This is a genomic window from Vibrio splendidus, assembly GCF_002873455.1.
Lineage (GTDB): Bacteria > Pseudomonadota > Gammaproteobacteria > Enterobacterales > Vibrionaceae > Vibrio > Vibrio splendidus_J.
On sequence record NZ_MCUN01000013.1, the window covers coordinates 268,393 to 282,338 of the forward strand.

Sequence of the window (13,946 nt, forward strand, 5' to 3'; positions counted from 1 at the left end):
AATAGAAGACAACTAGGAGTTACTACGTGGCTAATACACTTTATGACCGTACTATTGCTTTCGCTGGAATTTGCCAAGCTGTGGCTTTGGTTCAACAAGTAGCGAAAGACGGCCATTGTGATAAAGATGCCCTCGAAGCTTCACTCAGTGCCATTTTAAATACCAACCCGGCGAACACCGTGGGTGTGTTTGGACGTGAAGCGAACCTAAAGCTTGGCCTTGAGTGCTTAGTAAAAGGTATCGACAGTACTCCAGCTGGGAGCGATATTACTCGCTATATCATCAGCTTAATGGCACTTGAGCGTAAGCTATCTTCTCGTAACGACTCTATGTCTCAGCTTGGCGATCGCATTCAAACCGCAGAACGTCAAATTGAACACTTTGATCTGTTTGACGAGCAAATGATCAGCAACCTTGCGAGCATCTACTTAGACGTAGTGAGCCCTATCGGCCCTCGCATTCAGGTTTCTGGTACGCCATCTGTACTTCAACAGACATCGAGCCAGCATAAGGTTCGCGCCCTGCTTCTATCAGGGATTCGAAGCGCTGTATTGTGGCGCCAAGTTGGTGGTAAACGCCGCCATCTTATCTTCGGTCGTAAAAAGATGATCGAGCAGGCTCAAATCCTATTAGCTAGAATGTAATTTATTAGCTCGCGCCTTGTCGCGAGCTTGTTTTTTGTACCAACACAATTCTCACGCAAACGATTGCGCAATGTGCGTGACAATTGAGATTGTTACTGGTATAAACCTCTCAAAATTTAGAAAACTCAATTCAGGAGAACACCATGGAACTGTCAGCATTGACTGCTGTTTCACCAGTAGACGGCCGTTACGGAAGCAAGACTGTTGCATTACGCAGCATCTTTAGTGAGTTTGGCCTACTAAAGTACCGCTCTATCGTTGAAGTTCGTTGGTTACAAAAGCTTGCAGCTACAGATGCAATCAAAGAAGTACCAGCGTTCAGTGCAGAAGCTAACCAGTTTCTTGATGAACTAGCAGCTAACTTCAGTGAAGAAGATGCTCTACGTATCAAAGAGATCGAGCGCACGACTAACCACGACGTTAAAGCGGTTGAGTACTTCTTGAAAGAGAAAGTTGCTGGCGTTCCTGAACTTCACGCTGTAAACGAATTTATTCACTTTGCATGTACTTCTGAAGACATCAACAACACCTCTCACGCGCTGATGCTTAAAGAAGCTCGTGACACTGTGATTCTTCCAGAAATCCGTAACGTAATTGATGCTATCAAAGCACTTGCGAACGAGTACCGTGATATTCCATTACTGTCTCGTACACACGGTCAGCCAGCTTCTCCTTCTACTATGGGTAAAGAGATGGCTAACGTTGCGTACCGTATGGAACGTCAATACAAGCAAATCGAAAGCGTTGAGATCCTAGCGAAAATCAACGGCGCTGTAGGTAACTACAACGCACACATTTCTGCATACCCTGAAGTTGAATGGCACCAGTTCAGCGAAGAGTTCATCACTGAATCTCTTGGCGTAACTTGGAACCCGTACACAACTCAAATTGAACCTCACGATTACATCGCTGAGCTGTTTGATGCTGTTGCTCGTTTCAACACAATCCTTCTAGACTTCGACCGTGACGTTTGGGGCTACATCGCTCTTGGTCACTTCAAGCAGAAGACTATTGCTGGCGAAATCGGCTCTTCTACAATGCCGCATAAAGTTAACCCAATTGACTTCGAAAACTCTGAAGGCAACCTTGGTCTAGCTAACGCGGTATTCAGCCACCTTGCACAAAAACTTCCAGTTTCTCGCTGGCAGCGTGACCTTACTGACTCTACGGTTCTTCGTAACCTAGGTGTGGGTGTTGGCTACGCAATCATTGCATACACTTCGACTCTGAAAGGTATTAGCAAGCTTGAAGTTAACCGTGCTGCGCTACTGGCTGAACTAGACAAGAACTGGGAAGTATTGGCTGAACCAGTACAAACAGTAATGCGTCGTTACGGCATCGAGAAGCCATACGAGAAGCTAAAAGAGCTAACTCGTGGTAAACGTGTAGATGGCGAAGGTATGCGTGCATTCATCGATGGTCTTGAGATTCCTGAAGACGAGAAAGTTCGTCTGAAAGAGATGACTCCAGCGAACTACATCGGTCAAGCTATCGAGCTAACTGACAAGCTGTAAGATTCGAATTTCGAATCACAAAATAGACTAAGGCTTCCCATGTGGAAGCCTTTTTGTTGAGCGAAATAATTGTATTGAGTACAAATGCCGTCAGCAAAAGAACACAAAACAATCCAACCTAATCGCCCTACTCATTTAAGCCCGTGCGGTATCACCCAATAAATATCGTAACACTCTGCCACAATAACCCTGGTTCACCCAACGCATAGCCCTCGGTTGAATGCCAAGATCAAAAAAGGCCTCCCGAAGGAAGCCTTTCAAATGTAGCTTATCGACTACAGAATACGTCGCGATTACAGGTTACGTAGAGACGCAATACGCTTGTCTAGCGGTGGGTGGCTCATTAGAAGCTCAGTAAGAGACTTCTTACCATTAATACCAAACGCCATCATAGAACCTTCTAGTTGTGGCTCATGGCTCACCTTTAGGCGCTCAAGCGCTGCAATCATCTTTTCTTTACCGACTAGGTTCGCAGCACCGGCATCAGCATGGAATTCACGATGACGGCTATACCACATCGTAATGAAGCTTGCTAAGAAACCAAATACCAATTCCAGCACCATTGACACACCGAAGTACACCATCATGTTGCTGCCGCCTTCTTCTTCGTTGTCATTCGACGCAACAATGTTGGCGATGAAACGAGATAAGAAGATAACGAACGTGTTCACAACACCTTGCATTAGCGTCATTGTCACCATGTCACCGTTCGCGATATGGCTAACTTCATGCGCCAATACTGCTTCAGCTTCATCACGCGTCATGTTATGTAGCAGGCCTGTTGATACCGCTACCAATGAATCGTCACGCTTAGCACCCGTCGCGAATGCGTTGATGTCCGGCGAGTCGTAGATCGCCACTGTTGGCATACCAATACCAACTTGTTGAGACTGACGGCTTACCGTCTCCATCAACCAATGTTCAGTTTCGTTACGCGGGCTTTCAATGACCATGCCGCCTACTGAGCGTAGCGCCATTTTCTTTGACATCATTAATGAGATGAATGAACCGCCAAAACCAAAGACCGCAGCCATTAACAACAGACCTGAAAGGCTTCCTGGTTGCATACCTGTGACAGCGTATACAATATTAAGAACAACACTTAGTACCAATACAACCGCAAGGTTGGTTGCAAGGAACAACATTACTCGCTTCATTACTTATCTCCGCATGAAAGCTGTTTTTATAAAACTTATTGTTATAGACAAGGCAGACAGCAATTTATCGCAACCTTGAAGACTTATACTTACTTATACATATAGTCTTAGATTAAGAAAACAAGGTTAAGCATTAAATTGCAACATTTGATTACGAGACTGTATTCGAATTAACCACGGTCTATTAGACCTAAGTCGTATGGTGTCGATATAACAATCCGTTTACAGTGACCTCAGATGATTTATTGGCTAGTCCATGTACAACAAGGGAAGAATCATGGTTGAAGGTACTAACACTCAAATGGCTATCGATTTACTGTGCTGTCACCTAGGGATTACTGAAGAAGAAGCAAAAAAGCAGATCGGAATCCTAACACCGCAAACGGCACAGGTAAAAATCACAGAAACACAGCAAGCACTAATGGGACTTACAAAAGAACATTAACCCCAAGCTTGCTTATTGAAAGACCAATTTTTTTATAAACTTATGGTCTAAAGGCTTAAAATAGCAAAAGGGCTGCAATCGCAGCCCTTTTCTTATTTAGTACACAAAGTGGGTATTAAAGCGCAAGCAAAGGCTGCACATCAATGTACTTACCAATGTTCTTAGACTTTGCTCTTGGTACGTAGGGGATTTCACCTAACTTCGGCGCACCTAGCTTGTCTTCAAGCATCGTAATAATCTCGGCGTAATGCTCAGTACCCGGGTTAATACGGTTTGCAACCCAACCTACTAGGTTTAGGCCGTCGGCACGAATCGCTTCAGCAGTTAACAGGGCGTGGCTCAAACAGCCAAGCTTAATACCAACTGTCAGGACAACCGGAAGCTGCTCTTTTTTAACCCAGCTAGATAAGTATTCGTCATCTGAAACCGGCACACGCCAACCACCAGCACCTTCAACTAAAACGATGTCAGAGTTTTGCTTATGCTCTTCTAGCTTCGCTGATAATACCGCTTCATCAACCACGACACCGTCATGCTTTGCAGCGATGTGAGGCGATGATGGGAGCAGCAATGCGTAAGGGTTAACGTCTTCGTAAGCAACATCTTGCGTCGCCGCTTCTTGAAGATGCAATGCATCACTATTACGTAACCCTTCAGGATATTGTTCACACCCAGCAGCAACTGGCTTATAACCAATTGTTGATAAATCTTGTGCGGCCAAAGCTTGAAGGATCGCTTTTGAAACCACAGTTTTTCCCACTTCGGTATCCGTACCTGCAATAAATAATGCATCAATCATAATTGAATAACCCCTAAACAAACTTGATATGTTGCTGGTAAGAAACCTTGATGGTTTTTGAACTCTCGATATTCCCGTTCAACAAGCTGCAACATGCGGCGACTTGTTAAACCTTGTGAGCGACCACTTACGTGATTTGCGCCAATACCTTTAAGGTCGCGCATCAGTTCAAACGCAGTGTCGTACCAAACGATAATGGTGGGCAAGTCTAGTTGATGAGCCGTACAGCTAGATTGCGCTAACGCAATTTTTACCTGATTGATTGTAATAAAATGGTTAACGTGTTGATGTGTGTCAATTTTGCTCCACGATTTTTTTAACTCAAATAGTGACTCTTCAAGCAAAGTTGAGAAAATTACTTGCCCTCCGTCACAGGTTACACGCTTCATTTCTCTTAAAGGTAACGATAAGTCGTCACACCATTGCAACGCTAAGCTAGAAAAAACAACGTCAAAGCACCCATCTTGGAATGGGAGTTGCTCGGCATCAGCTTGTTGATATAAAGAGACCGATGTACCACAACGTTGCTTTGCCTTTTTCAACATTCCGATAGATAGATCGGCGCATACCACTTCAGCACCACGTTTCATCATCTGTTCAGAAAAATAACCAGTACCGCAGCCTAAATCCAATACCTTTAAACCTGAGAGATCGTTCGGTAGTTTATCCAATAGACGATGGCCGACGTCACGTTGAAACTCAGCGTGTTTATCATAGGTTTCGGCTGCTTTACCGAAAGCTTCAGCAATCGCACTCTTATCTTGGCCTACGTAATTATGCACTACTGCTTCTTGTGACATTTACTGAGCCTCATTATTCAATTCGGTGTTTGTTTCAGTGTTCGATTCAAAGCTTAATGCGATGTTCCGTTCTATTGCTTGGATCAACGAGTCAGTTAACTGAAGAATCTGTTTCTGACTGTGGTTGGCCGTTAACGTAATTCGTAAACGAGCAGTCCCTGTCGGAACTGTTGGTGGCCTTATCGCCGTTACCCAAGCTTGGTTACGCTTCAACTCTTCGGCAATAGATAACGCAGCTTGAGCTTCGCCAATCACAAACGGCTTAATCGGAGTCTGAGTATCAATAAAACCTTTCACGCCACTCATCTGCTCTGAATAAATAGCACCAAGTTCTTGGAGCTTTTCACGACGCCACTCTTGCGTTTGAATCATCTGACACGCATGAGACAAAGCCACGGCTTGTGAAGGTGGCATTGCTGTCGAATAAACATGATGACGAGCAAACTGAGTTAAGTAGTCACCCACCTCTGACGAACAAAGAATCGCAGCACCTGAAAGGCCGAATGCTTTACCAAAGGTCACCACCAAAACATCAGGTGTTATTTGTGCCGCACTGCAGCTCCCTGCCCCTCTATCACCTAATACGCCGATACCGTGGGCATCATCAACCGCCAACCAACTGTCATATCGATTAGTCAGGTTAGATATCTGGCTGAGAGGCGCTTGATCGCCATCCATGCTGAACACACCTTCAGTCACGACCAAGGATTGTGGAGATCGGCTTAATAGCGACTCTAAATGTTGCGTGTCGTTGTGCTTAAAGCGTTTCATGGTTGCAGGTGAAAGTATCCCCGCTTCCATCAAGGAGGCGTGGTTAAGTTTGTCTTGCAACAGAGAGTCGTCTTTTTCGAGCAGAGAAAACAACAAAGCTTGATTAGCACTGAAACCAGAACTAAAGAGAATGGCACGCTCAAAGCCAAACCATTCACACAGCTGAGCCTCTAAATTTCGATGAGCAGGACTAAAGCCCGTGACCAATGGCGATGCTGCACTGCCAGCACCATATTGGGAAAGTCCGGTTTGCCATGCATCGACCAGTTCGGGATCGTTCGCCAAGCCTAAGTAATCATTACTCGAAAAGTTAATGAAGCTAGAACCTTCGCTAGTAAGCAAAGGACTATTGCTGTTTTCGAGTACCTTGAGTTGACGAGTTAACCCTTGCTCACGGCGATGAGCAAGGGCACTTTTGATGCGAGATTTAAACAGTGGCATCGTAGAACATGTCATCTTTCGTTGGACGAGCAGCAACGCGCTCCACCACTTGATCTAACAGTTCGTTTTCTTGAATTTCATCAGGCTTCTGAGCCACTTGTTGGCTGTTGATACCTAACTTCTTAAACAGCTGCATATCCGTGTCTTCATCTGGGTTTGGTGTAGTCAGTAGCTTACAACCGTAGAAGATAGAGTTAGCGCCAGCCATGAAGCACATCGCTTGCATCTGTTCGTTCATATTCTCACGGCCTGCAGATAAACGAACCGCAGACATTGGCATCATGATACGAGCAATCGCAATCAGCTTGATAAAATCGAAAGACTCAACATCGTCGACGTTTTCCATCGGTGTGCCTTTCACTTTTACGAGCATGTTGATTGGCACACTTTCAGGGTGTACAGGAAGGTTAGCAAGTTCAACAAGTAAGCCAGCACGGTCATTGGTACTTTCCCCCATACCAATGATGCCGCCAGAGCAAATCTTCATACCGGCATCACGCACGTGAGATAAGGTATCTAAACGATCTTGGTAAGTACGAGTAGTAATGATGCTGCCGTAGAACTCAGGAGACGTATCAAGGTTATGGTTGTAGTAATCTAAACCCGCATCCGCTAGCTCACCTGCTTGATCGGGCGTTAACATGCCTAGTGTCATACAGGTTTCCAAACCCATGCCTTTCACACCTTTGATCATGTCAGTTAGGTGAGGCATATCGCGCTCTTTCGGGTTTTTCCATGCCGCGCCCATACAGAAGCGAGTTGAGCCCGCATTCTTAGCTTTTAGCGCAGCATCCAAAACACGTTCGACTTCCATTAAGCGTTCTTTGTCGACATCCGTTCGGTAGTGAGCACTTTGAGGGCAGTACTTACAGTCTTCAGGACAAGCACCCGTCTTTATCGATAAAAGCGTACTTACTTGCACGTGGTTGTGCTCTTGGTACCGTCTATGAACGACTTGAGCTTCAAACATTAAATCCATAAACGGTTTTTCAAGCAGTGCTGTTACTTCAGCAACTGTCCAGTCATGACGAACTTCCACGTGTCGATCCTTTTTTATTATTTGATGTTTCATCTCTATCAATAGAGATTGCATTTATGCTTGGCTAGTCTACCGACAAGCTTTAGACTGTCAACACATTGATAATATAAAAAGTTTACATCTGGTTATTTTTTAATCACATTAAGAATGGAAGTTACTATGGATCTCGCCTTTGATCGCCAGCATATCTGGCATCCCTATACATCAACGTTAACACCTCTGACCTGCTACCCAATCACCAACGCAGACGGTGTTTACCTAGAATTAGAAGGCGGAAAACGAATTATTGATGGTATGTCATCTTGGTGGTCAACCATCCATGGCTACAATCATCCAGAACTTAATGCTGCGGCTCACGGTCAAATAGACAAAGTTTCACACGTTATGTTCGGTGGTATTACCCACCAGCCCGCTATTGATTTATGTAAGAAACTTTTGAATCTAGCACCCAGTAATCTAGAACATGTATTCTTGGCCGATTCAGGTTCAGTAGCCGTAGAGGTTAGCCTCAAGATGGCTCTCCAATACTGGCATGCTAAAGGACAACCTCGTTCAAAATTCCTCACGCTGAGAGATGGCTACCACGGTGATACCTTTGCGGCGATGTCGGTGACTGATCCAGATAACTCGATGCACAGCCTCTACAAAGGCTTTTTACCTGAGCACATTTTTGCTGATTCACCAAAAACGGGATTTTGGGATCAATGGGACGCAAACGACATCAACAGCTTTAAAGAAAAGCTAGCCGCACACCACCAAGAAGTTGCTGCCGTGATCTTAGAGCCAATCGTTCAAGGTGCTGGCGGTATGCGTATCTACCATCCTGAATTTCTGAGACAGGTTCGCTTGCTGTGTGATGAATTCAACGTCTTGCTGATCTTGGATGAGATTGCGACCGGATTTGGCCGTACAGGGAAACTTTTTGCTTGCGAACATGCCGATATTCAACCGGATATCTTATGTGTAGGTAAGGCGCTAACTGGTGGCTACATGACCCTTTCAGCAACGCTGGCGAGTAAAGAAGTCGCTGACACCGTATGTGGCGGTGAAGCGGGGTGTTTTATGCACGGGCCAACCTTCATGGGTAACCCATTGGCTTGCGCAGTGGGTGCGGCAAGCTTGTCCATCATAGAGCAAGGTCATTGGCAAAATCAGACTCAACAGATTGAACAACTCTTCTCTGAGTTACTACCGCCTCTACTCGAGCATGAACGGGTTAAAGACGTTCGTTGGTTGGGGGCTATTGGCGTCGTTGAAACTCACACGCCTGTCGATATGGAAACCATCCAAGCGCACTTTGTTGATCAAGGCGTTTGGATCCGTCCATTTGGTAAGTTGATTTATATGATGCCTCCTTTCATTAGCAAACCGGAACATATTCAACAACTTGTGAAGTCAATCGATTCAGCAATCAAGGATCCAGCTTGCTTTAAATAAACCAGTAACAACAGATAGAAACGCCTTAATTGGATGTTTCTATCTGTTATTTTTGAAAGTATAAAATCGACAAATAAGATTAATCTTAACCATAGAAATAAATAGAAAAAGAGTATTACCTATTGGATAAATACTCATCATAAAATGCCGAGACTTTATATAGTCTCGAATATTATGAAAAATTTTTTAATCTGCTTTTTTTCTCTACTGCCTTTATCTTTTCAAAGCCTTGCCTCTGAAATAAACCTCAGTGATGAACAACTCAATTATCTACGTTCAAAGAAAACGATTGTTATTGCCAAACCTACCTACGTCTATAAACGAATGTGGGAAGATCTCATTGTAAATAAGAATCACAGATCCGAATCCGAAATTGTTCAATTATTAGAACAAAAACTGGGTATCGACATAGTTGTTAAAGATTACTTATCTTCTCGAGCTCTACATAAGGCCATTAAGAACGGAGAGGCCGACCTAACCTTTGGTTATGCTCAAACAAAAGAGCGTGATGAGCATTTCGCTTTTTCTAGCAACCTGTACGAAATACCCAATGTGTATTGGTACCGAGACGAAAACACGCAAAATAATTCGAAGAAAGAGCTAACGTGGGCTTGTATTCGCAATTCAATGTTTTGTCAGGTCATCAAAGACCAAGGTAACTCTAAAATCATATTTGTAAACAATACCCCCGAGTTAATTACTGCTCTTTCGGTAGGTAATGCGGACGCTACCGTTCTCGATTTGACATCCATACAAAGCTATTACTCTGTTGTGACCCCTGGAGAATGGCAAGGTAATTTGGAATACTCGAGAGAGATACCTTCTTTTAGTATTCAAATAATGATGAGAAAAGAAGATAAGCAACTGAAATCAATCGTCGATCGCTTACTCATTAGTAACGCCGAAGATATTGCCCTACGTTACTCAGATTATTTCTTCCATTTTTATGATGATTTGATTAATCAAGTACTAGAAGGTGAATATGATCGTCACACTATTCGATACACCGTAAGTGAAAACACATACCCATATTCTTATTTGGATCCTGCAAGTAAAAAAACGGTTGGATTTATTCATGACGCAGTAGCATTAATCTCAAGAAAGCTTGGTGTTTCTTTTGAATACATCCCACCAGACGGCAAAGACATTGTCGATATGTTGAGAAACAGAGAGGTCGAATTCCTACCGGGGTTCGATGTCGAGCAACCCAACAATCAAGAGTTCCAATTCAGCCAACCTTTTATGACGCTTGATTGGGCTTACACAGAAGCCAATAAACCGTGGGATGTTAAACGCACTGCGATACTCGATAGAACCGGTTATTTTATTCAAAAAGACTCTCTCAATGCTGACTTGGCAGACGCAGTCCTATATCAAGATATTGACTCTCTAATCAATGATATGAGCAATGGAAAGATCACTCACGCGTACATTCCTCAAAGCATCGCGAATCTTTATGTCTATAACGGGTATGGCAATATCTTTCATATTATCGCGAGTGACGAAAGCGCACCACTTTCTCGAAAAATGGGCGTCATTCTTCGTAAAGACTCTACATTCTTACAGAATGTGATTAATTCAGCGGTGTCATTGACCACACAAAATGAAATCGACTTATTGACCCTGAAGCATCACAACATCACTGCACAATATGGCTACAGTAAAGAGCGTATTATCGCTTATACCCTAATGATCTCATGCATAGTGTTCGCGTTGACCATTTTTGGTTTGGTAAGAACACGTAGACTGTCTTTATCACTAACGCGTGCTCAGTTATCAGAGCAACGTAGCTACGATCAGATCCAGTGGTTAACTGATCTACTAGACAACCTACCTAGCCTCATTGCTATTCATGACCAAAATGGTCAATTGATTCTAGCGAACAGCGCTTTCGATAAGCAGATGTCTGCATGCCGTTCTCTGGCTCATGGAGAAAGACCAAGTTTTTGCTGGCTCAATGATCAGGATGAACAATTGAGTGACAAACTTGGTATCTGGAGCACCATAAAATGTAATTGCAGTAGCGGCGAGCAACACTTTAGGGTGATTCGCCAATACCTCGAAAACGCACCGAAAGATGATTCTTACATAGTGACCGTGCTCGATGACCTGACAAAGTGGGAGAAACAGCAGCGTGAGCTCGAAGTTTCAAATAAAAAAGCTCAAGAGGCGATCAAAGCTCGAGATCTATTCTTAGCGATCGTTAGCCATGAACTGCGTACACCGATTGCAGCCATGATTGGCCTTATGGAACTGCTGAGTACCAAAATAGAAAATAAAGATGACGTGGAGCTTCTTAGCAATGCTCAGTTATCTGCGGAGCGCTTAAAGCTGCTTGTCAGCGATATTCTCGACATCTCAAAAATGGAGGCTAATCAGCTTCATTTAGAGTCTAAGGTGAGCAACATCTATGAAGAACTGTGCCCTATTTTTAGAACCTTTGAGACAAATGCGCGATTAAACAATCTTCAATTCAAACTTGATTGGAAAATGAACGCAATCGCGAGCGCAAGTTTAGACTGGTTAAGAGCGACACAAATACTCAATAACCTTCTAAATAATGCCATTAAATTCACTGAAGATGGCTTCATTTTAGTTTCCGTTAAAGCATCTGCCACGCAACTGCAATTAACGATTACAGATACAGGTTGCGGAATGTCAGATCAGCAGATCACTCGAGCTTTTCAACCTTTCGCACAGGGTGACCACAGTATCAGCCGACGTTACGGCGGCACAGGCCTTGGCATAACAGTGGTTCAACGCCTTGTGAACATGATGAACGGCGAGTTGAACATCGAAAGTAAACTAGGCTTGGGGACAAAAGTCACTATTACGCTGCCAATCAAAGGCGGCACAATTCCTATCATCGTCAACACTCCAATCTCTTGCGAAGACAGAGAAGTATTGTCGTGGCTTAAAGCTTGGAAAATCGATAGTCAAATGAATGATTATGGTCCGGTGATTGAGCGTTCCACACAGTGGCAGAACTTGTATCCAGATTTACTGCTCAGCGATATTACTTCGCAAGGTAAAAGTGTGGCTCACACGCCGGCTATCGAATACCACTTTGCTGGTACCGTGCTGATCGCCGATGACGATCCCATTAACCGCTTGCTATTTGCCAAACAGCTCAAGCGCTTTGGCTTAACAACGATCATTGTAAAAGATGGGCAAGAAGCGATGGAAGAACTAGAGAGCAACGAGAGGCTCGTGGACATCGTCATCACGGATTGTCATATGCCGAACATGGATGGTTATCAACTGACTGAAAAGATTCGCTCGCTCGATAAGTTTAAGCACCTACCCATTATTGGTTGTACCGCCGAAGACTCAAAGTTAGTGATAGAGAAAGCTGAACACGTGGGAATGGATCAAGTGATTTATAAGCCCTACTCGTTTGAAGAGCTCGCATACGCACTCGAAACGTTACTGCCTCAGCAAGAAAAAGCAGCAGGTCAATCCTGGGCGAAAAACTACAGCCCGGAAGAACAACTTCAGATGGCGACCGTCATCTTGGACTCGTTCAGCTTAGACAAAGCGATGCTGTTAGAGGCAAACCCAAACATCAAAGCAATAGCGCATAGGATAAAGGGATCAGCGAGTTTACTAGGATTAGACTCTCTAAATTATGCTGCAAAGGATTGTGAACAAAATACGGAAAACCCTATGTATTGTCACAAGCTAATTGAAGAGTTGGATTTGGCTATTGCCTCAGCTCATGCAGTTATAAACAGGTTAGATTCACTATGAAAATTCTCATCGTTGAGGATTCACTCTTACAAGCGACGCAAATTCAGATCCTACTCAAACGCTATAGCGTTGACGAAGTCTACACCGCATACAATGGTGAAGATGCGATAGAGCTATGTAAACAACATCGTTTTGATATTGCATTCTGTGATCTTCAGCTACCACAAATAGATGGCGTAACACTGTTGGCTTCCCCAGAGGCACAGGCATCCATACAAACGGTCGTCATTTTGAGCGCTATGGCTGATGCTGCACTGGATTCGACAAAAAGCATGTGCAATCTCATTGGTTACAACGAAGTCGAAGCAATACCGAAGCCGGTAGATGAAACACATATACAACGCTTACTGTCGACATACAAACGCACTCAAACCGCTAAATCTATCTTGCCAACCGCAGTAACCTTGAGTGAGCAGCAAACGATTGAAGCCTTTGAAAAGGAGTGGTTTACCAACGCTTATCAGACGCAACATTCCGTAGAACAATCGACACTGATTGGGGTTGAGGTACTTGCACGTATTATGCACCCTGAATTGGGATTGCTAACCCCTTTCCATTTTATGGATGCTTTGCGCCAACTTGGCTTAATGGATCGACTTTTCTTTACTGTGCTTGAACTGGCTCTCAAAGACATTTCATCAATGCGTAAGCCGATCCACTTCGCGATCAACATTGAGCAATCGACGTTAAAACTCGAAATTGCGGATCAAGTTGCAAGCTTATGTAACAAGTACAAAATCGAGCCATCACTGCTGACTCTAGAGCTCACAGAGCATGAAACGATCTTGCTTGACGCGCACTGTTATAAAAATATCGCGAAACTGAACATGTTAGGTGTTGGGCTATCGGTTGACGACTTCGGCACTGGCTACGCCTCTCTGTCACAACTATCAAGCCTGCCATTTACTGAATTAAAAGTAGATCGCAGTTTTGTAAACAATATTAGCGAAAACAAAAAGAATCAGATTCTAACAAAAGCTTGCATCAACTTAGCAGAAAACCTAGGGCTTTCTTGTATCGTCGAAGGTATTGAACAACAACAAGACCTTGAATACTTAAAAACAATTGGCATGACCAAATACCAAGGTTTTATTACGTCCAAGCCAGCAAGCTTTTCGGAATTCACGTCAGCAAACAACTTAAAATAAA

Annotated in this window: 11 protein-coding genes; 6 read left to right on the forward strand and 5 right to left on the reverse strand. The window is 43.8% G+C overall.

Features of this window, described 5'->3' with window-relative positions:
• Nucleotides 1-26: 26 nt before the first annotated feature.
• Together hflD and purB are read left to right on the forward strand one after the other, a co-directional pair.
• Nucleotides 27-644, forward strand: coding sequence for a high frequency lysogenization protein HflD (gene hflD / locus BCU75_RS13950; protein ID WP_102474214.1), 618 nt, complete (start codon nucleotides 27-29; stop codon nucleotides 642-644).
• Between the two features lie 143 nt (nucleotides 645-787).
• Nucleotides 788-2,158, forward strand: coding sequence for an adenylosuccinate lyase (purB, locus tag BCU75_RS13955; RefSeq protein WP_076676660.1), 1,371 nt, complete (start codon nucleotides 788-790; stop codon nucleotides 2,156-2,158).
• A gap of 293 nt (nucleotides 2,159-2,451) precedes the next feature.
• On the opposite strand, the gene htpX is transcribed toward purB, so the two are convergent.
• The gene (htpX, locus tag BCU75_RS13960) at nucleotides 2,452-3,315 is read right to left on the reverse strand and encodes a protease HtpX (RefSeq protein ID WP_102474215.1); all 864 of its coding nucleotides are present in this window, start codon (nucleotides 3,313-3,315) and stop codon (nucleotides 2,452-2,454) included.
• Between the two features lie 277 nt (nucleotides 3,316-3,592).
• Between htpX and BCU75_RS24440 the strand changes: the two genes are divergently transcribed.
• On the forward strand, nucleotides 3,593-3,760 hold the full coding sequence (locus BCU75_RS24440) for a hypothetical protein (protein WP_017073327.1): 168 nt from the start codon (nucleotides 3,593-3,595) through the stop codon (nucleotides 3,758-3,760).
• 115 nt (nucleotides 3,761-3,875) lie between these two features.
• Here the strand turns inward: BCU75_RS24440 and bioD are convergent, their stop codons facing one another.
• From bioD to bioB, 4 genes are read right to left on the reverse strand one after another with little or no spacing between them, the layout of a single operon-like run.
• Nucleotides 3,876-4,559, reverse strand: coding sequence for a dethiobiotin synthase (gene bioD, locus BCU75_RS13965; protein WP_102474216.1), 684 nt, complete (start codon nucleotides 4,557-4,559; stop codon nucleotides 3,876-3,878).
• Nucleotides 4,556-5,359 carry a malonyl-ACP O-methyltransferase BioC gene (bioC, locus tag BCU75_RS13970; RefSeq protein ID WP_102474217.1) on the reverse strand — a complete coding sequence of 268 codons (804 nt, stop codon included), beginning with the start codon at nucleotides 5,357-5,359 and terminating at the stop codon, nucleotides 4,556-4,558. Before bioC ends, bioD begins: the two co-directional genes overlap by 4 nt.
• Nucleotides 5,360-6,571 (reverse strand): 8-amino-7-oxononanoate synthase, encoded by a 1,212-nt coding sequence (gene bioF / locus BCU75_RS13975; RefSeq protein WP_102474218.1) that lies wholly within the window; start codon nucleotides 6,569-6,571, stop codon nucleotides 5,360-5,362. It lies immediately after the preceding gene.
• Entirely contained in the window at nucleotides 6,558-7,610 is a 1,053-nt protein-coding gene (bioB, locus tag BCU75_RS13980; protein WP_004734551.1) for a biotin synthase BioB, read from the reverse strand. Before bioB ends, bioF begins: the two co-directional genes overlap by 14 nt.
• Before the next feature lie 159 nt (nucleotides 7,611-7,769).
• Between bioB and bioA the strand changes: the two genes are divergently transcribed.
• From bioA to BCU75_RS13995, 3 genes are all read left to right on the forward strand, one after another.
• Nucleotides 7,770-9,047, forward strand: coding sequence for an adenosylmethionine--8-amino-7-oxononanoate transaminase (bioA, locus tag BCU75_RS13985; RefSeq protein WP_102474219.1), 1,278 nt, complete (start codon nucleotides 7,770-7,772; stop codon nucleotides 9,045-9,047).
• Between the two features lie 144 nt (nucleotides 9,048-9,191).
• Complete coding sequence (locus BCU75_RS13990) at nucleotides 9,192-12,797, forward strand: hybrid sensor histidine kinase/response regulator (RefSeq protein ID WP_102474220.1); 3,606 nt, start codon at nucleotides 9,192-9,194, stop codon at nucleotides 12,795-12,797.
• Nucleotides 12,794-13,945, forward strand: a complete 1,152-nt coding sequence (locus tag BCU75_RS13995; protein ID WP_102474221.1) for an EAL domain-containing response regulator — start codon at nucleotides 12,794-12,796, stop codon at nucleotides 13,943-13,945. The genes BCU75_RS13990 and BCU75_RS13995 overlap by 4 nt, the downstream gene beginning before the upstream one ends.
• Nucleotide 13,946: the final 1 nt, after the last annotated feature.